This window comes from Enterobacter sp. MEB024, assembly GCF_030209635.1.
Taxonomy (GTDB): domain Bacteria; phylum Pseudomonadota; class Gammaproteobacteria; order Enterobacterales; family Enterobacteriaceae; genus Enterobacter; species Enterobacter ludwigii.
Genome location: NZ_JARVRQ010000002.1, coordinates 1 through 22731, shown reverse-complemented (window position 1 = coordinate 22731; position 22731 = coordinate 1). Strand labels below are relative to the sequence as shown.

Annotated in this window: 23 protein-coding genes; 14 read left to right on the top strand and 9 right to left on the bottom strand. The window is 56.8% G+C overall.

The genetic code is table 11. The features are described 5' to 3' along the window. The first annotated feature begins 144 nt into the window (after positions 1-144). The 6 genes from xthA (at position 145) to QRN24_RS02280 (ending at position 6320) form a co-directional block, all read left to right on the top strand. On the top strand, positions 145-951 hold the full coding sequence (xthA, locus tag QRN24_RS02305) for an exodeoxyribonuclease III (protein WP_020884424.1): 807 nt from the start codon (positions 145-147) through the stop codon (positions 949-951). A 30-nt stretch (positions 952-981) separates the two neighbouring features. Continuing rightward, the gene (locus QRN24_RS02300; RefSeq protein ID WP_502875259.1) at positions 982-1641 is read left to right on the top strand and encodes a TVP38/TMEM64 family protein; all 660 of its coding nucleotides are present in this window, start codon (positions 982-984) and stop codon (positions 1639-1641) included. A gap of 15 nt (positions 1642-1656) precedes the next feature. Then, the gene (locus tag QRN24_RS02295) at positions 1657-2817 is read left to right on the top strand and encodes an ABC transporter substrate-binding protein (RefSeq protein ID WP_502875264.1); all 1161 of its coding nucleotides are present in this window, start codon (positions 1657-1659) and stop codon (positions 2815-2817) included. Further along, the gene (locus QRN24_RS02290; protein WP_284942285.1) at positions 2790-4319 is read left to right on the top strand and encodes an ABC transporter permease family protein; all 1530 of its coding nucleotides are present in this window, start codon (positions 2790-2792) and stop codon (positions 4317-4319) included. The genes QRN24_RS02295 and QRN24_RS02290 overlap by 28 nt, the downstream gene beginning before the upstream one ends. Further along, complete coding sequence (locus tag QRN24_RS02285; protein ID WP_025204414.1) at positions 4319-4939, top strand: ATP-binding cassette domain-containing protein; 621 nt, start codon at positions 4319-4321, stop codon at positions 4937-4939. The genes QRN24_RS02290 and QRN24_RS02285 overlap by 1 nt, the downstream gene beginning before the upstream one ends. A 73-nt stretch (positions 4940-5012) precedes the next feature. Continuing rightward, positions 5013-6320, top strand: coding sequence for a rhodanese-like domain-containing protein (locus QRN24_RS02280; protein ID WP_181216470.1), 1308 nt, complete (start codon positions 5013-5015; stop codon positions 6318-6320). Here QRN24_RS02280 and QRN24_RS02275 read toward each other — a convergent pair. After that, on the bottom strand, positions 6317-6934 hold the full coding sequence (locus QRN24_RS02275; RefSeq protein WP_284942284.1) for a CDP-alcohol phosphatidyltransferase family protein: 618 nt from the start codon (positions 6932-6934) through the stop codon (positions 6317-6319). The two genes, QRN24_RS02280 and QRN24_RS02275, sit on opposite strands and share 4 nt — an antisense overlap. Then, entirely contained in the window at positions 6927-7496 is a 570-nt protein-coding gene (locus QRN24_RS02270; protein WP_284942283.1) for a carboxymuconolactone decarboxylase family protein, read from the bottom strand. Before QRN24_RS02270 ends, QRN24_RS02275 begins: the two co-directional genes overlap by 8 nt. A gap of 75 nt (positions 7497-7571) precedes the next feature. Here QRN24_RS02270 and QRN24_RS02265 point away from each other — a divergent pair, with 75 nt between their 5' ends. After that, the gene (locus QRN24_RS02265) at positions 7572-7988 is read left to right on the top strand and encodes a pyrimidine (deoxy)nucleoside triphosphate diphosphatase (RefSeq protein WP_025204417.1); all 417 of its coding nucleotides are present in this window, start codon (positions 7572-7574) and stop codon (positions 7986-7988) included. On the opposite strand, the gene QRN24_RS02260 is transcribed toward QRN24_RS02265, so the two are convergent. After that, a complete protein-coding gene (locus QRN24_RS02260) occupies positions 7948-8220 on the bottom strand; it encodes a YnjH family protein (RefSeq protein ID WP_032677956.1) in 273 nt (90 codons plus the stop codon). The genes QRN24_RS02265 and QRN24_RS02260 overlap by 41 nt on opposite strands. 228 nt (positions 8221-8448) lie before the next feature. Between QRN24_RS02260 and gdhA the strand changes: the two genes are divergently transcribed. Beyond that, positions 8449-9792: an NADP-specific glutamate dehydrogenase gene (gene gdhA / locus QRN24_RS02255; RefSeq protein ID WP_284942282.1), complete on the top strand. Its 1344-nt coding sequence runs from the start codon at positions 8449-8451 to the stop codon at positions 9790-9792. 49 nt (positions 9793-9841) lie between these two features. On the opposite strand, the gene QRN24_RS02250 is transcribed toward gdhA, so the two are convergent. The 3 genes from QRN24_RS02250 to QRN24_RS02240 form a co-directional block, all read right to left on the bottom strand. Next, positions 9842-11749, bottom strand: coding sequence for a DNA topoisomerase III (locus QRN24_RS02250; RefSeq protein ID WP_025204419.1), 1908 nt, complete (start codon positions 11747-11749; stop codon positions 9842-9844). Positions 11750-11753: 4 nt separating this feature from the next. Continuing rightward, a complete protein-coding gene (gene selD / locus QRN24_RS02245; protein ID WP_047744466.1) occupies positions 11754-12797 on the bottom strand; it encodes a selenide, water dikinase SelD in 1044 nt (347 codons plus the stop codon). 116 nt (positions 12798-12913) lie between these two features. After that, positions 12914-13465: an NAD(P)H nitroreductase gene (locus tag QRN24_RS02240; protein ID WP_014169648.1), complete on the bottom strand. Its 552-nt coding sequence runs from the start codon at positions 13463-13465 to the stop codon at positions 12914-12916. A gap of 167 nt (positions 13466-13632) precedes the next feature. Between QRN24_RS02240 and sppA the strand changes: the two genes are divergently transcribed. From sppA to chiD, 4 genes are all read left to right on the top strand, one after another. After that, positions 13633-15489, top strand: coding sequence for a signal peptide peptidase SppA (gene sppA, locus QRN24_RS02235; protein ID WP_014169647.1), 1857 nt, complete (start codon positions 13633-13635; stop codon positions 15487-15489). Between the two features lie 63 nt (positions 15490-15552). Next, the gene (ansA, locus tag QRN24_RS02230) at positions 15553-16569 is read left to right on the top strand and encodes an asparaginase (protein ID WP_020884438.1); all 1017 of its coding nucleotides are present in this window, start codon (positions 15553-15555) and stop codon (positions 16567-16569) included. A gap of 9 nt (positions 16570-16578) precedes the next feature. Continuing rightward, positions 16579-17220 (top strand): bifunctional nicotinamidase/pyrazinamidase, encoded by a 642-nt coding sequence (gene pncA, locus QRN24_RS02225; RefSeq protein WP_020884439.1) that lies wholly within the window; start codon positions 16579-16581, stop codon positions 17218-17220. Between the two features lie 170 nt (positions 17221-17390). After that, complete coding sequence (chiD, locus tag QRN24_RS02220) at positions 17391-18650, top strand: chitinase ChiD (RefSeq protein ID WP_284942281.1); 1260 nt, start codon at positions 17391-17393, stop codon at positions 18648-18650. A gap of 55 nt (positions 18651-18705) precedes the next feature. Here the strand turns inward: chiD and QRN24_RS02215 are convergent, their stop codons facing one another. Both QRN24_RS02215 and msrB read right to left on the bottom strand, forming a co-directional pair. Next, positions 18706-18969: a YeaC family protein gene (locus QRN24_RS02215; RefSeq protein WP_153852331.1), complete on the bottom strand. Its 264-nt coding sequence runs from the start codon at positions 18967-18969 to the stop codon at positions 18706-18708. Between the two features lie 56 nt (positions 18970-19025). Beyond that, positions 19026-19439 carry a peptide-methionine (R)-S-oxide reductase MsrB gene (gene msrB / locus QRN24_RS02210; RefSeq protein WP_020884441.1) on the bottom strand — a complete coding sequence of 138 codons (414 nt, stop codon included), beginning with the start codon at positions 19437-19439 and terminating at the stop codon, positions 19026-19028. 341 nt (positions 19440-19780) lie between these two features. Between msrB and gapA the strand changes: the two genes are divergently transcribed. After that, complete coding sequence (gene gapA, locus QRN24_RS02205) at positions 19781-20776, top strand: glyceraldehyde-3-phosphate dehydrogenase (protein ID WP_020884442.1); 996 nt, start codon at positions 19781-19783, stop codon at positions 20774-20776. A gap of 74 nt (positions 20777-20850) precedes the next feature. Next, complete coding sequence (locus tag QRN24_RS02200; RefSeq protein WP_014169640.1) at positions 20851-21735, top strand: D-hexose-6-phosphate mutarotase; 885 nt, start codon at positions 20851-20853, stop codon at positions 21733-21735. 47 nt (positions 21736-21782) lie between these two features. Here QRN24_RS02200 and QRN24_RS02195 read toward each other — a convergent pair whose 3' ends face one another. Beyond that, on the bottom strand, positions 21783-22637 hold the full coding sequence (locus tag QRN24_RS02195) for an aldo/keto reductase (protein ID WP_284942280.1): 855 nt from the start codon (positions 22635-22637) through the stop codon (positions 21783-21785). Positions 22638-22731: the final 94 nt, after the last annotated feature.

The window sequence follows — 22731 nt, the reverse complement described above, 5'->3', positions numbered from 1 at the left end:
CCCTGTTGGGGGGCAATGCGCGTCAGAATGGTGCAAATATTGCACCGTTGGCATGATCTGTCGCAGTTATTGGTCGAACCCCGTAACAGTTGACGCAAATTCTGCTACCATCCATGCACTATTCACCTTGCATTGGCAGCGACTATGAAATTTGTCTCTTTTAATATCAACGGCCTGCGTGCCCGCCCTCACCAGCTTGAAGCAATTGTTGAGCAACATCAGCCAGATGTGATCGGCCTGCAGGAGACAAAAGTTCACGACGATATGTTCCCCCTCGAAGAGGTGGCGAAGCTCGGTTACAACGTCTTCTATCACGGACAGAAAGGTCACTATGGCGTGGCGCTGCTGACCAAAGAGACGCCGGTTTCCGTACGTCGTGGCTTCCCGGGCGATGATGGCGAAGCGCAGCGTCGCATCATCATGGCGGAAATTCCTTCACCACTCGGCAATATCACGGTGATTAACGGGTATTTCCCGCAGGGTGAGAGCCGCGACCATGAGACAAAATTCCCGGCCAAAGCAAAGTTTTATCAGGATCTGCAGGATTACCTGACCACCGAACTGAAAAAAGAGAATCCGGTGCTGATCATGGGCGACATGAATATCAGCCCGACCGATCTCGATATCGGCATTGGAGAAGAGAACCGCAAACGCTGGTTGCGTACCGGTAAATGTTCTTTCCTGCCGGAAGAACGCGAGTGGATGGAACGCCTGCTCGGCTGGGGTCTGGTTGATACTTTCCGCACCGCCAACCCGGAAACGCAGGATCGCTTCTCGTGGTTTGACTACCGCTCAAAAGGCTTTGATGACAACCGCGGTCTGCGTATAGACCTGCTGCTGGCCAGCCCGCCGCTGGCGGAACGCTGCATCGAAACCGGCATCGACTACGATATCCGCAGCATGGAAAAACCGTCTGACCATGCGCCGGTCTGGGCGAAATTCAAACTGTAACCTCGTGTGAACACGCAAAAAAGACTCCTGATGTGCGCCCTTCTGGGCGCATTTGTTCTGACCTTCGTCTTTCTTCCGCCGGGGACGCTCTCCCTGGAAACCATCAAAACGCACCAGCAGTCGCTCCTCTCGCACGTGGAACAGGCACCGTGGCAAAGCGCGTTTTTCTTTTTCGCCCTCTACGTGTTGGTCTCCGCCCTGTCGATACCCGGTGCGGCGATACTGACGCTGCTGGCGGGAGCGCTGTTTACGCTGTGGGAAGGCACCCTGCTGGTCTCGTTTGCTTCTACCCTCGGCGCCTCGCTGGCGATGCTTGCCAGCCGTTATCTGCTGCGCGACTGGGTACAGCGGCGATTCACATCGCAGATGAATACGGTGAACGCCGGTATGGCGCGGGACGGTGCAGGGTATCTTTTTGCCCTGCGACTGATGCCCTTGTTCCCGTTTTTTCTGGTGAATCTGCTCATGGGGCTGACCCGTATTGCGGTCAGTCGCTACTGGTGGGTGAGCCAGGTCGCCATGCTGCCTGCAACCATTATCTTTCTGAACGCCGGACGCACGCTGGGGAAAGTGAATTCGCTTCGCGATATTTTATCGCCGGGACTGATATTCGCCTTTACACTACTGGGGTTATTGCCGCTGGCGACGCGCTGGCTGTTTTCCCGTTTTACCCCTTCATCAAAAAAGTGAGGCATTATGCGCCGTGTGCGTTTTTGCACGTTTCTGAGCGGTCTGCTGCTGGCAGCCCCGCTGTTTGCAGCGGACAACTGGCAGGCTATCCAACAACAAGCTAAAGGCCAGACCGTCTGGTTTAACGCCTGGGGCGGCGATCGGGCGGTAAACCGCTACCTCGAGTGGGTAAGCGGTGAGATGAAAACGCATTACGACATAACCCTTAAAATCGTCCCACTGGCAGATGCCGCCGATGCGGTCAAACGTATTCAAACAGAAGCCGCCGCAGGCCGGAAAACGAACGGGTCAGTCGACCTCTTATGGGTCAACGGTGAGAACTTCCGTACCCTGAAAGCCGCTAACCTGCTGCAAACCGGATGGGCGCAGACCTTGCCCAACTGGCGCTATGTCGATACCCGCAAACCGGTTATGGAGGATTTTGCTGTCCCCACCGATGGCGCGGAATCCCCGTGGGGCGGTGCACAGCTCACCTTTATTGCCCGCCACGCAAGCCTGCCTGCGCCCCCAAACGATCCTCAGGCGTTACTGGCGTATGCGCAGCAGCATCCGGGCAAAGTCAGCTACCCACGCCCGCCCGATTTTACCGGTACGGCATTTCTGGACCAGTTGCTCCTGACCCTCACCGCTCACCCGGAGGCGCTGCAAAAAGCCCCTGATAACACCTTTGCCCAGGTGACGGCTCCGCTGTGGCACTACCTGGACAAATTACACCCGCTGCTGTGGCGAAAGGGAGAGGACTTTCCTCCCTCGCCCGCCAGAATGGATACCTTGCTTGCCAGCGGTAGTCTCAATCTCTCCCTGACCTTTAACCCGGCACATGCGCAGCAAAAAGTGGCCAGCGGTGAACTGCCTGCCGACAGCTACAGCGTTGGTTTTGACAACGGAATGATAGGCAACGTCCATTTTGTGGCCATTCCGTCGAATGCCAGTGCAAGCGCAGGCGCGAAGGTGGTCGCCAATTTCCTCCTTTCACCGCAGGCGCAAATTCGCAAGGCCGACCCGGCCATCTGGGGAGACCCGAGCGTACTGGATGCGAAAACACTGCCCGAAAAAGAAGCGAAGCTGCTCGCTGCGCATACGCCGGCAGGGCTGCCGAAAATGCTTCCCGAGCCGCACGCTGCCTGGGTTAACGCGCTGGAGCAGGAATGGCTGCGTCGTTACGGCACCCGCTGAGCTGGCTCGTCTGGCTGGCGATGGCAGTCATCTATCTGCCGTTGCTTCCCGCCGCCGCCATACTGTTTGCCCCGGCATTCTCGCTGAACAACTGGCAGTTGCTGCTTAACGACCCGCAGCTGCCACAGGCTACGGTCGCCACGCTGGTCTCAACGCTTATCGCGACGCTGGGGTCGATGTTTATCGCCCTGGTGCTCGTGGCCCTCCTGTGGCCGGGCGAGCGCTGGCGACGGCTCAGCAGCCGGCTGACGTGGCTGCTCGCCGTTCCTCATGTGGCCTTTGCCACCAGCGCTTTACTATTGTTTGCCGAAGGGGGCCTGTTGTATCAGGTGTGTAGCGTCTGTACGCCACCGCTTGACCGATACGGTGCAGGGCTGGGGCTGACGCTTGCGGTAAAAGAGAGCGCGTTTGTGCTGTGGGCCCTTTACGCCGTCCTGCCGGAAAAACGCCTTGCGCAGCAAAAGGTCGTGCTGCATACCTTCGGCTACGGGCGTTTTCAGGCGCTGAACTGGCTCATCCTTCCAACGATCGCGCCGGCTCTTGGCGCGGTGATGCTGGCGGTGCTGGCCTGGTCCCTGTCGGTTGTGGACGTGGCGATGGTGCTCGGGCCCGGCAATCCCCCGACGCTTGCCGTACTGGCGTGGCAATGGCTCAGTCAGGGCGATGCGCAGCAGCAGACAAAGGGAACGCTGCTGTGCCTGCTTCTCCTTCTGCTGCTGGCCGCACTTTCTGCACTGGGTTACGGCGCATGGAGACTATGGCGTCGCACGTTACCGGACCTGAGCGGACGCCGTCGAATGTCGCTTATCGCGCCACCAGCGCGTCTGCTCAGCGGATTTCTGCCCGCCTGCGGGGTGCTTTGCGCGGTCGTGCTGCTCATGCTGGCGCAGCGGGACGACATCGGTGCGGTTGGCGCCAGCCTCTCCTTTGGCCTGCTCGCCAGCCTGATTTCGCTGGGGGTAATTGTTCTCTGGCTTGAGTGGGGACCGCAGCGAGGCACACAGTGGGTGTGGTTGCCGCTGGCGCTGCCGGCGCTGCCCCTCGTTACTGGACAATATGTTATCGCGTTGCGACTGGGTATCGACGGGCACTATGCCGCCGTGCTGTGGAGCCATCTGCTGTGGGTTTTACCGTGGATGTTGCTGGTCCTCCAGCCAGCCTGGCAGAGGATCGATCCCCGTCTGATCCTTACCGCCAGAACGCTCGGCTGGCGGCGGGGAAAAATCTTCTGCTGGCTGAAATGCCCCTTGCTGGTACGCCCGGCGCTGCTGGCTTTCGCGACCGGGTTTTCCGTCAGCATGGCGCAATACATGCCAACCCTCTGGCTGGGCGCAGGCCGTTTTGCGACGCTGACCACTGAAACCGTGGCGCTCAGCAGTGGAGGCAGCATTCCGCTTCTGGCTAACCGGGCGCTGGGGTTGCTGTTGGTCACGGGGAGCGTGTTTGGCCTTGCCGCCCTGCTATCCCGGCTCGCAAGCCGTTACCGACGAGGATTACGTTAATGCTGCAGGTCAGCAATCTCACCATTGAACCGCTTTTCCGCGAGGTCAATTTTTGTGTGCCACGCGGCGAAATAGTCACGCTGATGGGCCCTTCCGGCAGCGGAAAATCAACCCTTTTTGCCTGGATGGTGGGCGCACTGTCAGACGACTTCGAGGCTCAGGGCGAACTGTGGCTTGATGAACGTCGCTGCGACGGACTGCCCGTGGAGGCCCGCGGGTTGGGGATCCTCTTTCAGGATGCCCTGCTGTTTGACCATTTCAGCGTCGGACAAAATTTGCTGCTGGCATTACCTGAACGGATTGTCGGACGAGCACGGCGGGAAGCGGTCGAGCAGGCGCTCGGTTCTGCCGGGCTTGCCGGGCATTACGCCAGCGATCCGGCGACCCTTTCCGGCGGCGAACGTGCCCGGGTCAGTCTGCTGCGTGCCCTGCTTGCAGAGCCGCAGGCGTTACTGCTGGATGAACCGTTCAGCCGTCTCGATAATGCGTTACGCGCCTCGTTTCGGGCATGGGTATTTGACACTACCCGCGCACGCAATATTCCGGTGGTTCTGGTCACGCATGACGACGAAGACGTGCCCCCGGGCGGCGAAGTGATTGAGATTTCTCGCTGGCAATAATGTGCTAACGCAATGTTTTACCTTTCAGGAGAGACGACAATGCCCCCCTCTTTTACTGACGTCAGGTTATTCGATGAAACGTGTTTCTCAACTGACCGCGCTGGCCATGCTGTGCGGCCTCGCTTCATTTTCCTCTCTGGCTGCTGATATGCCGCACGCCATGACGCTGTCTCAACTTCAGGCACAACACGGCGCGGTGATCGACACCCGCGCCAGCGCGTTTTACAACGGCTGGCCGCAAACGCTGAGCGCGCCCTCCGGGCATGAGCCCGCCGCACTTAACCTTTCCGCCTCCTGGCTTGGCGCGATGAGCGATGACCAGATTGCCGTCTGGGCCAGACAGCACCAGCTTACGCCGGCCATGACGATCGCGCTCTACGGTCGCGACGCCGATAATCAGGCGGTCAAAGCGCGGCTGGAAAAAGCCGGCTACCACCAGATTTCCGTGCTCAACGATGCCCTGCAGGTACCTGAGCGTCTGCAGCGTTTGCCGCACTTTGAACAACTCGTCTACCCGGAGTGGATCCACCGGCTTCAGCAGGGTAAACCCGTCACTGCCGCGCCGACGGGCGACTGGAAAGTCATTGAAGCCGCATGGGGCGCGCCGAAGTTTTATCTGCTGAACCATATTCCCGGTGCCGGCTACATTGATACCAACGAAGTGGAAAGCGAACCGCTGTGGAATAAAGTTTCTGATGACACGCTAAAAGCGATGCTGGCGAAGCACGGGATCCGTCACGATACGACCGTCATTCTGTATGGCCGTGACGTATATGCCGCCGCCCGCGTGGCGCAGATCATGCTGTATGCGGGCGTGAAGGACGTCCGCATTCTTGATGGCGGCTGGAAAGCCTGGTCTGACGCGGGTCTGCCGGTTGAACGGGGAATGCCCAAAGACGTGAAGCCCGCCCCCGATTTTGGTGCACCGATCCCTGGCCAGCCGCAGTTGATGGTGGATATGGCGCAAGCACGCGGGATGCTGCATCGCCAGGACGCGTCGCTGGTCAGCATTCGTTCCTGGCCGGAGTTCATCGGCGAAACCAGCGGCTACAGCTACATCAAGCCAAAAGGTGAAATTGCCGGTGCCCGCTGGGGTCATGCCGGTAGCGACGCCACCCATATGGAAGATTTCCATAATCCGGATGGCACCATGCGCAGCGCTGACGACATCGCCGCCATGTGGAAAACCTGGAACATCCTGCCGGAACAGCACGTCGCGTTTTACTGCGGCACCGGCTGGCGTGCGTCCGAGACGTTTATGTACGCACGGGCGATGGGCTGGAAAAATGTCGCCGTCTATGACGGCGGCTGGTACGAGTGGAGCAGTCATCCACAGAACCCCGTCTCCAGCGGAAAACGCGGGCCAGAAAGTTCACGCTAACGGGTAAGTGACTTTAGCGTCACGTACCCGCTCCAGATGCGCGTTGTGGTGGTCAGCCAGCACAACGCGCCAAATATCCACGCCAGCACGCTGAAGTGCGCCGGAAAGAGGCAGCACAGCGCGAACAGCGCGATCGTCTCCGTCCCCTCCGTTAACCCACCAATATAGTAAAACGACTTATGCGCGTAGCCAGGGTTGTCGATGTTGTGTTTCGCTGCCAGCGCGGCAAATGCCAGAAAACTGCTCCCGGTACCGATAAAGGCAAACAACAGCCAGCCAGCGGCAAGTGCATTCTCTGCGGGGGCCGCCAGCGCGAATCCGAAGGGAACCAGCGCGTAAAACAGAAAATCGAGGGCGATATCAAGAAAGCCTCCCGCATCCGTCAGCCCGCGCCGGCGCGCCAGCGCACCGTCCAGACCATCCAGCAGGCGATTCAGCACGATGGCGACGAGCGCCGCCGGATACCAGCCGAGGGCCAGAAACGGTAAGGCCAGCACGCCTATGGCAAACCCGGTCAGGGTTAATCCGTCAGGCGTAACCCCCGGCTTATCCAGTACTGACACCAGTCGGTTGAGCGTGGGTTTAATCCGCGGGTGCAGATGACGATCAAGCATGGGGATCCTCTTTAAACGTGGCACATAACCCCTGCGCCGGGATGTCCAGCGCGGCATTAAAGCGTGCAGAGAGATTCTGAAACGCAATCAGCGCCGTCATTTCGGCGATCGCGTCCTCGTTGAAATGGCGTGTGATCTCACTTTTGATTTCGTCATCCACGCGGGGCGGCGTCGCGGTGACAGCCTCGGCATAGGCCAGCGCTGCACGCTCCTCTTCGCTAAAAAGTGCGGAATCACGCCACGCGTTGACGGTCTGAACCTTATCCAATGCGCCCGAGCGCTCCGCCAGGCGCAAACTGTTGGCATCGATACAAAAAGCACAGTGACAAAGCTGCGATACCCGGGTCATTAACAGCGAACGGAGCACCGGCGACAGGCGCGCGTGACGACGTTCGAGAAAACCGACGAACAATGCCACCAGCCAGAAAAGACGTGGCATCCTTCCCCACCAGCGCGTGGGGTTAAGCACGGCACCAAAGTGTTTTTTCTGCATGGCGGCAATCGGTTTTATGCTGACCGGAAGGGTGGCGATGGGATCTACCCAGGTGGACGTCTCTTTCACCTGATTCTCCTGATGGCTGGACTCTTAGAAAGGGCACGATAATATGGTGTTTTTCGCTAACAAGTATTGACGACCATGCTAAAAACAGTCGATGTCGTTGCGGCAATCATCGAAAAAGACAACAAAATTTTACTGGCCCAGCGCCCGGCTCATGCCGACCAGCCGGGCATGTGGGAATTCGCAGGCGGAAAAGTAGAAGCCGGTGAGACGCAGCCCGAGGCGCTTGTCCGCGAGCTGCACGAAGAACTCGGCATCCACGCGCAGCCTGGTGAGTATGTGGCAAGCCATCAGCGTGAGGTGTCACAGCGGTTAATCAACCTTCACGCCTGGCACGTTCCGGCGTTCAGCGGCGCGCTGACGGCGCATTACCACAGTGCGCTGGTGTGGTGTACGCCCGAAGATGCATTTGGTTTCAACTTAGCGCCTGCGGACATCCCGCTGCTGGAGGCGTTTATTGTTTTACGCGACGCCAGACCAGCGGATTCGTGCTAATGGTGCGTTCATCACGCTGGCACTGCAACAGAATGCCGTCCGCTTTTACCACCGCCCCTTCCGAATAGTTCTGATCCTGATAGATGCAGCACTGGTTACACGGCTGCGCTCGCTGGCCGCTGGAGCTGAACACCTCCGGCGGCACATTCACGTCCACATCCGGGCGAATGCGGTCTGCCTGCGCGCCTGCGGTAAACATCAAACATAACGCGGTTATCACGTAACGGTTCATAGACTTATCTTCCTGTTGTGCCCTGATAAAGACTATAACGGTAAACCGGCGCAGAACCTTTAATTTATCTCGTCATCGCTTTTGGTTATGACGCAGCCCCGCTGATTAATTTCCCTTTCGGCATACATTTCTGCTTGCTTCACAAAGCGGTACGGATGGTATAGTCAAAAAAACAACACAATTCGTATAAGCAATATACATAAAATAATATAAGGGGTTCTTATATCTATGGATCAGACACGCTCTCTGGAAGCTTTCCTCTCTTATGTTCAACAGCGCGACCCGCATCAAAGTGAGTTTGCGCAGGCCGTACGTGAAGTCATGACCACGTTATGGCCGTTCCTTGAAGAAAACCCGCGTTATCGCCAGATGTCACTGCTTGAGCGCCTCGTGGAGCCGGAGCGCGTGATTCAGTTTCGCGTGACCTGGGTAGATGACCGTAATCAGGTCCAGGTTAACCGCGCGTGGCGCGTGCAGTTTAATTCCGCCATCGGCCCGTTTAAGGGCGGGATGCGTTTCCACCCTTCCGTGAATCTGTCGATTTTAAAATTCCTCGGCTTTGAGCAGACGTTTAAAAACGCCCTTACGACCCTGCCCATGGGCGGCGGGAAAGGTGGCAGTGATTTCGATCCGAAAGGCAAAAGCGAAGGCGAAGTGATGCGTTTCTGTCAGGCGCTGATGACCGAACTCTATCGTCATCTTGGTCCCGATACTGACGTTCCGGCGGGCGATATCGGCGTCGGTGCGCGTGAAGTGGGCTTTATGGCCGGCATGATGAAAAAGCTTTCGAATAACAGCGCCTGTGTCTTTACGGGCAAAGGGCTCTCCTTTGGCGGCAGCCTGATCCGTCCGGAAGCCACCGGCTACGGGCTGGTCTATTTTACCGAGGCGATGCTGAAGCGCCACGGCTTAGGGTTTGAAGGTATGCGCGTGGCGGTGTCCGGCTCCGGTAACGTGGCCCAGTACGCTATTGAGAAGGCGATGCAGTTTGGCGCCCGCGTGGTTACCGCGTCAGATTCACGCGGTACCGTGGTGGATGAAGCCGGTTTTACGGCCGAGAAGCTGGCACGCCTGTGCGACATTAAAGCCAGCCGCGACGGCCGTCTGGCGGATTATGCCTGTGAATTTGGTCTGACCTGGCTCGAAGGCAAACAGCCGTGGGGCGTGCCGGTCGATATCGCCCTGCCATGTGCGACCCAGAACGAACTGGATACCGAGGCCGCACGCACCCTGATTACCAACGGCGTGAAGGCCGTGGCCGAAGGGGCGAATATGCCAACCACCATCGAAGCGACCGATCTGTTCCTTGAGGCCGGCGTGCTGTTTGCGCCGGGCAAAGCCGCGAATGCCGGCGGCGTGGCGACCTCTGGCCTGGAGATGGCGCAAAACGCCGCGCGCCTCGGCTGGAAGGCAGAGAAAGTGGATGCGCGTCTGCACCACATTATGCTGGATATTCACCACGCCTGCGTCGAGTACGGCGGTGAGGCATCGCAAACCAACTACGTGCGTGGCGCAAATATCGCCGGGTTCGTGAAGGTCGCGGATGCGATGATTGGGCAAGGGGTTATCTAAGCACGCTGTCGCCCTTTCCCGTCGGGAGAGGGCGACAACCGAAAGCACATCAGGCTGCGCTTTTTTTCTTTTTGAACGGTTTCTTCGGCGCACCACCCGGTGCAACCATCCCCCGGAACTGCTTCACCGGCGTATTACGCGCCTGGTTAATCAGCTCGTATAAGGTCCCCACCAGCGGCTGCATAAAGTCCTGATAGCGACACTGCTTTTCACTGATTTGCGTCAGCACAGATTCCCAGTGTGCCGTCATGTCCGGCCTTGCGGCCAGCTCAGGCAGCGAGTGGATCAATGCGCGCCCCGGTTCAGTCGAGTGGATATAGCGCCCTTTTTTCTCCAAAAAACCGCGCTTAAACAGCAGCTCGATAATGCCCGCACGGGTCGCTTCTGTGCCCAGTCCGTCGGTGGCACGCAAGATCTTCTTCAGATCCTTATCCTGAACAAAACGGGCGATCCCGGTCATTGCCGAGAGCAGTGTCGCATCGGTGAAGTGGCGCGGCGGTTGGGTCTGGCGTTCAACCACTTCGCCTTTCTCACACAGCAGCTCGTCATCTTTGGCGACCACCGGCAGCGGCGTGCCGTCATTCTCTTCGTCACGTTCTTTGTTGCCAAGCAGCGTGCGCCAGCCAGCCTCCGCCAGGAAACGCGCCTTGGCGATAAATTTCCCTTTGGCAATTTCCAGCTCAATCACGCATTTGCGGAACACGGCGTCCGGGCAGAACTGCATCAGATACTGACGAGCCACCAGGTTATACACCTTCGCTTCGTTTTCCGTGAGGTTAACGTTGCTGGCGCGCGCCGTCGGGATAATCGCATGGTGGGCATCCACCTTTTTATCATCCCAGCAGCGGTTATGAATGTCCGGATTCACAACCGGTTGTGGCAGCAGATCCGGCGCGTGAACGGCAATGGCGTTCATCACCGAGTGACGGCCGGCAAAGTGCTCTTCCGGCAGATACCGGCTGTCAGAACGCGGATAGGTAATGAGTTTGTGGGTTTCGTAGAGCTTCTGGCAGATATCAAGGACGTTCTGCGCGCTCAGACCGAAGCGTTTCGCCGCTTCAATCTGCAGCGCGGAAAGCGAGAACGGCAGCGGCGCGGGTTCTGATTCCCGTTTATCGTTATAGCTGGTGACAATAGCAGGCTGACCGGTAATCCGGTTGACCACGTGCTCCGCCAGCGGACGGTGCAGCAACCGCCCCTCTTCATCCTGATACGATTCGCAGGCATCGCTTGGTTGCCAGACGGCGGTAAAGCGCTCGTCTTTCGGCGTGACGATATGCGCTTTAACCTCAAAGAAATCTTTGGCGACGAAATTCTCAATCTCTTCGTCACGACGCACCACCAGCCCCAGCACCGGCGTTTGCACACGCCCGACGGAGAGGACGCCCTGATAACCGGCATTACGCCCCAGGATGGTGTAGGCGCGGGTCATGTTGATCCCGTAAAGCCAGTCCGCTCGAGCGCGGGCCAGCGCGGAAACGCACAGCGGAATAAACTCGCTGTTCGCGCGCAGACGTGAAATGGCCCGCTCCACGGCCTGCGGATTGAGGTCGTTAATCAGGCAGCGCTGGACCTGCTGGCGTTTTTCCGGCGCCAGCTCCAGATAGTCCAGCACCTCATCCACCAGCAGTTGCCCTTCCCTGTCCGGGTCACCCGCGTGGATGACTTCCGTCGCGTCATGCAAAAAACGTTTAATCACGTTGAGCTGTTTGGTGACGGAAGGCCGTGGCTGCAGGCGCCATTTATCAGGGACGATGGGCAGGTCATTGAGGTTCCAGCGGGCATAGCGGCTGTCGTAGACATCCGGCTGCGCCTGCTCAAGCAGGTGACCGATACACCAGGTGACCACCTGCCCGTTACCGCATTCGATAAAGCCGTCGCCCTTGCGATGCGGCTTCGGCAGCACATCGGCAATGGCACGGGCCAGGCTCGGCTTTTCGGCAATAAACAACCGCATTGAATTAACGGATCTCAATCATCGGTCGGCCACCGCGCGCGGTCACCAGTTCACCGATCGCCGTCAGGGTAATACCAAACTCTGCGGCCGTCGCCTGGACGTCGGCTTCAGCGTCTGGCGTGACCGCCAGCAGCAAACCACCGGACGTTTGTGGATCGCACAGCAGATTGCGCCACGCTTCAGGCATTTCGCCCATCAGATGACCATAGCTGGCAAAGTTACGCTGGGTACCGCCCGGAACGGCGCCCGCTGCAATGTATTCCTCCACACCCGGCAGCTTCGGCACGTCCTGATACCAGACCTGCGCCTGTACGCCCGCGCCCTGACACACTTCGGAGAGGTGTCCGAGAAGGCCAAAACCGGTCACGTCGGTCATGGCTTTCACGCCATCGATATTCGCAAAGGCCGCACCCGCGAGGTTCATCTGGCACATGACCTCGGTTGCCAGCCCCTGGTGTTCCGACTTCAGCAGCGATTTTTTCTCCGCAGTAGTGAGGACACCAATGCCCAGCGGTTTGGTGAGGAACAGCTTGCAGCCCGCCTGCGCGGTGCTGTTGCGTTTCACGCGCTCGGTGGGCACCACGCCCGTGACCGCGAGACCGAAGATCGGCTCCGGCGCATCGATAGAATGCCCCCCGGCCAGCGCGATCCCCGCCTGCTGGCAGGCAAAACGTCCCCCTTCAATCACCTCACGGGCAATTTCAGGAGCAAGGGTGTTAATCGGCCAGCCCAGAATGGCAATCGCCATAATCGGTTTGCCCCCCATGGCGAAAATATCGCTGATGGCGTTGGTGGCCGCAATACGCCCGAAATCGAACGGGTTGTCGACAATCGGCATAAAGAAGTCGGTGGTACTGATAATGCTGGTGCCGTTACCCAGGTCATAAACTGCCGCATCGTCACGCGTTTCGTTACCGACAAGCAGGTTCGGGTCGACAAACTTCGCCTGTTCACTGTGGAGAATGGTCTCCAGCACTTTCGGGGAAATTTTACAACCGCAACCGGCTCCGTGGCTGTATTGCGTTAAACGAATGGTTTGCTCGCTCATGGACGTCTCCTGTCATCTCAATCGCGCTATGGTAGCGCTCATTCCATAAAGAGGTAAGTATGACTGTCTGAATTCTTCGGCAGATGCTCAGAATCCAGACAGTTTAGCGCGCGTTATCAGAAACGGCTGACGAAAGGCGTGGTGTCCGGCACATTAATGGTGGCGGAGGCTTTAAGCTGAGGCGTGCCGAGATAGAGGAAACCGACAATTTTATCATGTTCACCACAGGCGAATCCGTCGCGAACCGGCTGGCTGTTGGTCAGCGGCCCTGTGCGCCAGATACCGTTAAACCCTTGTGCCACGGCGGCCATTTGCATTGCCATGACGGCACAGCCGGCAGACATTTCCTGCTCCCAGACCGGCACTTTGTGGTCGGCCTGACATTTCGCCACGACAGCGATGATCATCGGCGCACGGAATGGCGCACTGCGGGCTTTCTCAATACCCTTCTCATCCTGACCTGCGGCAACCGCTCCCTGCTCCAGTATCTGACTGAAACGATCGCGGCCTTCACCTTCAATCACAAAGAAGTGCCATGGCTGCAGCGTACCATGATCCGGTGCACGCAGGCCGGCACGCAGAATATTCTCCAGTTGCTCCCCTGCCGGCGCCGGCTCGGTGAGACGTGAAGCGCTACGGCGGTTAACAAGCAGTTCAAGTGCGTCCATTGGTTAACTCCTTTCTTGAAATTTACTCACAAAATTAACACGGCGGCAGATTTTGTTACAGCGTAGCAGGCGATTCCTGCTGACAAGTGACGGTTGGGTCATTACGATAACCGCACATTGCCGTCCCGTGGCGACGGAAACAGTCATTTTCTGGTTAGGGAGAATACATGCGAACCCTTTGGCGAATCATTGCCGGTTTCTTTAAATGGACGTGGCGACTGCTCAACTTCGTCCGCAACCTGGTGATGAATATCTTCTTCATCCTCCTGGTTCTGGTTTGCGCAGGCGTCTGGATGCATATCAGCAACGCAAATCAGGCGCAGCATTCGACTCGCGGGGCGCTGTTACTTGATATCACGGGCGTCATCGTCGATAAGCCGTCCACCAGCAATCGTCTGGGCGTTATTGGCCGTCAGCTGTTTGGCGCGACATCAGACCGTCTTCAGGAAAACTCCCTGTTCGATATCGTCGACACCATTCGTCAGGCAAAAGATGACCGCAACATTACCGGCATCGTGCTGGATCTGAAAGATTTTGCCGGCGGCGACCAGCCTTCAATGCAATACATTGGTAAAGCGCTGCGCGAATTCCGCGACAGCGGCAAGCCGGTGATTGCGGTCGGGGACAGCTACAGCCAGGGGCAGTATTATCTGGCCAGCTTCGCCAATAAAATCTGGCTCTCCCCGCAGGGTACGGTCGATCTGCATGGCTTCGCCACTAACGGTCTGTATTACAAATCGCTGCTCGACAAACTGAAAGTCACCACCCACGTCTTCCGCGTCGGAACCTATAAATCCGCCGTGGAGCCGTTTATTCGTGATGATATGTCCCCTGCAGCCCGTGAAGCGGACAGCCGCTGGATTGGTGAGCTGTGGCAGAACTATCTGAGCACCGTGGCCGCTAACCGCCAGATAACCGCTGAACAGGTGTTCCCTGGCGCGCAGGGCGTGCTGGAGGGCCTGCGCAAGGTTGATGGTGATACCGCAAAATATGCGCTGGATAACAAACTGGTCGATGCGCTGGGCACCAGCGCGGATATCGAAAAATCACTGAGCAAACAGTTTGGCTGGAGCAAAGAGGATAAAAACTTCAGCGCTATCAGCATGTACGATTATGCGACCAAAAAGCCGGATGACAGCGGTGACAGCGTCGCGGTGGTCTTTGCTAATGGTGCCATCATGGACGGCGAGGAAACGCCGGGTAACGTGGGCGGCGATACCACCGCATCGCAAATCCGTGATGCTCGCCTTGATCCGAAAGTGAAGGCGATTGTACTGCGCGTAAACAGCCCTGGCGGCAGCGTCAGCGCTTCTGAAGTGATCCGCGCTGAACTTGCCGCGGCACGTGCAGCCGGCAAGCCGGTAGTGGTATCGATGGGTGGAATGGCGGCCTCGGGCGGTTACTGGATTTCAACCCCGGCTAACTACATCGTCGCCAACCCGAGCACGTTAACCGGCTCGATTGGCATCTTTGGGGTGATTAACACCGTGGAAAACAGCCTGGATTATCTGGGCGTCCATACCGATGGCGTTGCCACTTCACCGCTGGCGGATGTGTCGGTCACCAAATCGCTGCCGCCTGAAGTCTCTGAGATGATGCAGCTCAGTATCGAGAACGGCTACAAGCGCTTTATTACGCTGGTGGCAGAGTCCCGTAAAAAGACACCGCAACAGATCGACGACATTGCGCAGGGCCACGTCTGGACCGGCCAGGATGCGAAGAATAATGGTTTGGTAGACAGCCTGGGCGACTTTGATGACGCGGTGAAGAAAGCCGCCGAGCTGGCGAAGCTCAAGCAGTGGCACGTTGAGTATTACCAGGACGAGCCGTCGTTCTTTGACCTGGTGATGAACAGCATGTCCGGCTCCGTGCGTGCCATGCTGCCTGAGGCGCTGCAGGCGTATCTGCCTGCGCCAGTCGCGACGGCGGCTAAAGCGATGAAAGCGGAAAGCGACAAACTCGCGGCCTTTAACGATCCACAAAGCCGTTACGCGTTTTGTCTGACCTGTGCAAACGTCCGTTAAACACCGTCCCCTCTTCCCGTGAAGAGGGGATTTTTTTCTTTTGAAGAACAAGAACTCACTACCATGCAGAAGAAATCGATTTATGTAGCCTACACTGGCGGTACCATCGGTATGCAGCGCTCTGAAAACGGCTATATCCCGGTCTCCGGCCACCTTCAGCGCCAGCTCGCGCTGATGCCTGAATTCCACCGTCCTGAAATGCCTGACTTCACCATCCACGAATACGAGCCGCTGATGGACTCCTCCGATATGACGCCGGAAGACTGGCAGCATATCGCGGACGACATTAAAGCCCATTACGACCAGTACGACGGCTTTGTGATCCTGCATGGTACCGACACGATGGCGTTTACCGCCTCGGCACTCTCCTTCATGCTGGAGAATCTGGGCAAACCCGTCATCGTCACCGGCTCGCAAATTCCGCTGGCGGAGCTGCGTTCTGACGGGCAGATCAACCTGCTCAACTCCCTGTATGTGGCAGCGAATTACCCGATTAACGAAGTGTCGCTGTTCTTCAACAACCGACTGTATCGCGGCAACCGGACCACGAAGGCGCACGCCGATGGCTTTGACGCTTTCGCCTCACCGAACCTGCAGCCGCTGCTGGAGGCGGGCATCCATATTCGTCGTCTGGGCACCCCGCCTGCGCCGAGCACGGCGGGCGAACTGATTGTTCATCCGATCACGCCGCAACCGATTGGCGTGGTAACGATTTACCCGGGTATCTCTGCAGATGTGGTGCGTAACTTCCTGCGCCAGCCGGTGAAAGCGCTGATCCTGCGCTCTTACGGCGTGGGCAATGCCCCGCAGAACGGCGAGTTCCTGAAAGAGCTACAGGAAGCGAGCGAGCGCGGGATCGTGGTGGTTAACCTGACGCAATGCATGTCCGGTAAAGTCAACATGGGCGGTTACGCCACCGGTAACGCCCTCGCGCATGCAGGCGTTATCAGCGGATTCGATATGACCGTTGAAGCTACGCTGACTAAACTTCACTATTTACTGAGTCAGGATCTGGATATTCAGTCCATCCGCAGCGCGATGATGCAAAACCTGCGCGGCGAACTGACGCCGGACGAATAAGGAGGCACCATGACGCAACGCGCCCTGTTACTGGTCGATTTGCAAAATGATTTCTGTGCGGGCGGCGCACTGGCTGTCGCTGAAGGTGACAGCACCGTCGACGTGGCGAATACGCTGATTGAGTGGTGCAAAACGCGGGGTGAGGCGGTTGTCGCAAGCCAGGACTGGCACCCGGCTGACCACGGCAGTTTTGCCAGCCAGCACGGCGTTGAGCCCTTCACGCAGGGTGAACTTGACGGCCTGGCACAAACCTTCTGGCCGGATCACTGCGTGCAACAGACGGAAGGTGCGCAGCTGCATCCGCTGCTGAATCAGAAGGCCATCGACGCGGTGTTTCATAAAGGGGAAAACCCGTCTATTGACAGCTACAGCGCCTTCTTTGATAACGGGCATCGCCAGAAAACGGCGCTGGACGGGTGGTTACGCCATCACGAAATCACCGAACTGATTGTGCTGGGTCTGGCGACGGATTACTGCGTGAAGTTCACCGTGCTGGACGCCCTCCAGCTAGGCTATACCGTCAGCGTCATCACCGATGGCTGTCGCGGGGTGAACATTCAACCGCAGGACAGCGCACAGGCGTTTATGGATATGGCCGCGGAAGGCGCCACCCTGTATACCCTGGAAGACTGGCTGGAAACGCACGCCTGACCTTCTCGCCGGGCAAGCCACAGTGCTGCCCGGCACGCCCCGTCTCATTCCCCATAAAGTGAACTCCCTCGCATCACCAGCGAAGCGGCAATGCTATTCTCTTCAGGCTGTTTTTTCGCCACGCCTTTTCCGTGGCGTGGTTATTTTTGTTAAGTCAAAGAGGAACTTGTATGAAACGTTTGCCTTTGCTGGCAGCATTACCCCTGCTTTGCGCGTCAGTTGCTTCCGCCACTCCCCTGATGTCTGTGGGATATTTTAATGGCGGTGGCGATGTCACCGCCGGTCCCGGTGGTGATATCAATACGCTCGACGTTCGTCAGATTACCCACCTGAACTACTCATTTGGTCTGGTCTATAACGATGAGAAAGACGAAACTCATGCTGCGCTGAAAGATCCGGCGAAACTTCATCAGATCTGGCTGTCGCCCAAAGTCGCCGCCGATCTGGCGCTAATCCCGACGCTGCGTAAGCAAAATCCAAACCTGAAAGTGCTGCTCTCCGTGGGCGGATGGGGTGCGCGTGGCTTCTCCGGCGCAGCCGCGACCCAAGAGAGCCGTGCGGTGTTTATCCGCTCGGCTCAGGAGATTGTCGAAAAATATGCACTCGACGGCATCGATCTTGACTGGGAATACCCGGTAAATGGCGCATGGGGACTGGTGGCCAGCACGCCAGCCGATCGCGATAACTTCACCGCACTGCTGAAAGAATTGCGCGCCGCCTTCGGGCATAAAAAGCTGGTCACCATCGCGGTGGGGGCAAATGCAGAAAGTCCGAAAAGCTGGGTGGATGTTAAAGCCATTGCCCCGCTGCTCGACTACATCAACCTGATGACCTACGACATGGCGTATGGCACACAGTATTTCAACGCCAATCTGTATGACTCCAGCGACTGGCCAACGGTGGCCGCCGCAGACAAATACAGCGTGGATTTTGTGGTGAACAACTATCTGGCGGCCGGGCTGAAGCCGCAACAGATGAACCTCGGGATTGGTTTTTACGGCCGCGTGCCGAAACGCGCCGTGGAGCCCGGTATTGACTGGACAAAACCCGATGCGCAAAACCATCCGGTGACCCAGCCCTACTTTGGGCCTCAGGAAACCGGCTTGTTCGCGTCACTGGGTTACGACCTGACCAAAGATACGTATGTGAAGTACAACGATATTGTGAAAAAGCTCTTAAACGATCCGCAGAAGCGTTTTACCGAACACTGGGACGAACGGGCGCAAGTGCCGTGGCTTTCAGTGAATGCGGCGGACGGCGAGGCGCTGTTTGCCCTTTCCTATGAGAACCCGCGTTCCGTCGCCATCAAAGCGGATTACATCAAGGAGAAAGGTCTCGCCGGGGCGATGTTCTGGGAGTACGGCGCGGATGACAATAACCAGTTAGCGAAACAGCTGGCGGAGTCGCTGGGAATTAAACCCAAAGAGTAAGGTAAGCACGCCCTCTCTCCGGAGAGAGGGCGCTGGCAGGACTGCCGCCCCACCGTTACTGCATCTTTATCGTCGCGATCGGCTTTGGCGTGATACCAAAGTCCTCTTTCAGCTCGCGCTTGCTCTTCATCACCATCTGGCCTTGAGTGTCGATAGTCATGTGTTGCGCGTCGGTATTGTTACGCGCCTGCCAGAGCATCACCAGTTGCAGACTGTTCTCTTTTTGCTCCGGCGTGAGCGCGACACCGTCCGGCCATTTTCCCAGTTCAACAGCAGTCACCAGGCGCTGATACACCTCCGGCGTCATACCGCTAATCATGTCATCAATATTCACGATCTCTTCCTTTCAAAGGAATAATTTGCTGAATCGTTTTTTCAACCTTTGATCTGGTCACCGTTTTCATCATCGGTGAAGCTCATCGACGCTGAATTCACACAGAAACGCTCACCCGTCGGCTGAGGGCCATCCGGGAAGACGTGTCCAAGGTGAGCGTCACAGGTTCCGCAACGAATTTCAGTACGCACCATGCCGTGCGACGTGTCGCTCAGGTAGCGGATCGCATCGTCGCTGACCGGCTCATAAAAGCTTGGCCAGCCACAGCCAGAATCGAACTTCGTTTGGGAATTGAACAACGGGGCATCACATACCAGACAGTGGTAGACACCGTCGCGCTTGTTGTGCAGTAAACGGCCGGTAAAAGGCGGTTCGGTTCCGTGATTTTGCGTCACGTAAAACTGCATTTCGGTGAGGTTTTTTTTCAAATCGTCAGGGTTACGTTGGTTCGACATATGCTTACATCTCGCTGTAGAAACAGACACCTTTTAACCCGGATTCTAACAAAACATTAACACCCTTGCGTGCACTTTTGTTCTAAACTTATGTGTCGCGAAAAGGCGGTCAGGCAATTGTGATCATGTTCACATTTTTATCCTGCGAGGACTTTAAAATGCCGCGCGCAGCCCCCATGTGGTTGCTAGCTCAAAGGGAAAGTGAGGCGAGTCAGTCGCACAAACGTTAGTCACAGGATTGATTTGTCGCAATGATTGACACGATTCCGCTTGACGCTGCGTAAGGTTTTTGTAATTTTACAGGCAACCTTTTATTCACTAACAAATAGCTGGTGGAATATATGACTATCAAAGTAGGTATCAACGGTTTTGGCCGTATCGGCCGTATTGTTTTCCGTGCTGCTCAGAAACGTTCTGACATCGAAATCGTTGGTATCAACGATCTCCTGGACGCTGAATACATGGCGTACATGCTGAAGTACGACTCAACTCACGGTCGTTTCGACGGCACCGTTGAAGTGAAAGACGGCCACCTGGTTGTTAATGGCAAAACCATCCGCGTTACTGCTGAGAAAGACCCAGCTAACCTGAAATGGAACGAAATCGGTGTTGATGTTGTAGCTGAAGCTACCGGTATCTTCCTGACCGACGAAACTGCGCGTAAACACATCACCGCGGGTGCGAAAAAAGTTGTTCTGACCGGTCCTTCTAAAGACAACACCCCAATGTTCGTTCGTGGTGCAAACTTCGAAACTTACGCTGGCCAGGACATCGTTTCTAACGCATCCTGCACCACCAACTGCCTGGCACCGCTGGCGAAAGTAATCAACGACAACTTCGGCATCGTCGAAGGTCTGATGACTACCGTTCACGCGACCACCGCGACTCAGAAAACTGTTGACGGCCCGTCTCACAAAGACTGGCGTGGCGGCCGTGGCGCGGCTCAGAACATCATCCCATCCTCTACCGGTGCAGCTAAAGCTGTAGGTAAAGTACTGCCAGAACTGAATGGCAAACTGACTGGTATGGCGTTCCGCGTTCCAACTCCTAACGTATCCGTTGTTGACCTGACCGTTCGTCTGGAAAAAGCTGCTTCTTATGAAGAAATTAAGAAAGCAATCAAAGCTGCTTCCGAAGGCGCAATGAAAGGCGTTCTGGGCTACACCGAAGACGACGTTGTATCTACCGATTTCAACGGCGAAGTGTGCACTTCCGTGTTCGATGCTAAAGCAGGTATCGCACTGAACGACAACTTCGTGAAACTGGTTTCCTGGTACGACAACGAAACCGGCTACTCTAACAAAGTACTGGACCTGATCGCTCACATCTCCAAATAAGTTGAGATGAGTGCTTGATCCAAAAAGGCGACTTCGGTCGCCTTTTTTATTGTTTTTAGACAGAGGATTGCTTAATGATTAATAAAATTTTTGCACTTCCGGTAGTCGAACAACTTACCCCTGTGCTCTCCCGCCGCCAGATTGATGGTGCGGATATCATCGTCGTTGACCACCCGCGCGTAAAAGCCTCCGTGGCGCTGAACGGCGCACACCTGCTCTCCTGGAAACCTGAAGGCGAAACGGAAGCACTGTGGCTGAGCGACGCGACCTCCTTTAAAAAAGGGGATGCGATTCGCGGCGGCGTGCCTATTTGCTGGCCATGGTTTGGTCCTTCCGCTGAGAAAGGCCTACCCTCTCACGGTTTTGCCCGTAACCAGCAGTGGACGCTGAAAGCGCACAATGAAGACGATAACGGTGCGGTACTGACCTTTGAGCTGCAGGCGAATGAGGAAACCCGCGCCCTGTGGCCGCACGATTTCACCCTGTACGCACGCTTCAAGCTGGGCAAAACCTGCGAAATCGAACTGGAAGCACACGGCGAATTTGAAACCACCTCCGCCCTGCACACCTATTTCAACGTTGGTGACATCAGCGCCGTGAAGGTGAGCGGCCTTGGCGATACCTTTATCGACAAAGTGGATAACGCGAAAGAAGGAAAACTGAGCGACGGCATTCAGACGTTCCCGGACCGTACTGACCGCGTTTACCTGCATCCGGAAGCGTGCAACGTGATCCACGACAGCGCCCTGAACCGTGGTATCGAAGTGGTACACCACCATCACAGCAACGTGGTGGGCTGGAACCCGGGCCCGGCACTTTCTGTCAGTATGGCCGACGTGCCTGATGACGGTTACAAAACCTTCGTCTGTGTGGAAACGGCGTGCGTCACTGCGCCACAAAAAACCAGCGAAGAAAAACCGTCTCGCTTAGGGCAGACAATCAGTATTGTGAAGCGCTAATACGCTACCGCCCCTCTTCCTGTAAAGGAGAGGGGCATGCGTCAGGATTAAATGACATCCAGCGGGAGTTTATGGGTGGGTGGCGGGAAAGCATTATCCAGTTTGTGACGTTCTTCCGCGGTGAGGGTTATCTCCAGCGCTCCAGCGTTGGCGTTAACATGCTCAATCGAGGCCGCTTTCGGTATGGCAATAACACCCTGATGGCGGATAACCCACGCCAGCAGAATTTGGGCGGCAGTGGCGCGGTGGTTATGCGCGATGGCATTCACGACCGGATGGTTCATCAGCCCCGAACGCAGGCGACCGGCCTGAGCCAGCGGGCAGTAAGCCATCACCGGCATCGCTTGTTGCTGACACCAGGGAAGCAGATCAAATTCAATTCCCCGTGACGCCAGATGATAAAGCACCTGATTAGTGGCACAGGCGGAACCGCCCTCTTCGCGCCACAGCGCCTGCATATCTTCATAATTCAGGTTTGAGACGCCCCAGCGGCCAATTTTTCCCTGCTGCTGGAGTCTTTCCATCAGCGTAATGGTTTCATCCAGGCCATAATTACCGCGCCAGTGCAGAAGGTAGAGATCGATATGGTCTGTCCCGAGACGTCGCAGACTGGCATCACACGCCGCCTGGCCTTTCTGACCGCCAGCGTTCCACGGGTAGACTTTTGATACCAGAAAAACGTTGTCGCGCTGGCCCTTAATGGCCTCCCCGACCACCTCTTCCGCTCCGCCTTCGGCATACATTTCAGCGGTATCAATTAACGTTAACCCCAGATCAATGCCCGCCCGCAGTGCATTCACTTCGGATTTACGCTGGCTGGCTTTTTCTCCCATATACCAGGTACCCTGTCCAATAGCCGGAAGTGGACGCCCTGCGGAAAAGGTCACGGTTTTTACGCTCATATCATCCCCTCTTTTTCGTTGCACCACACCAATGCAAACGGGGCGCAAGCGCCCCGCTACACTAAACCTAAATCATTGATTCCTATTAAACAAA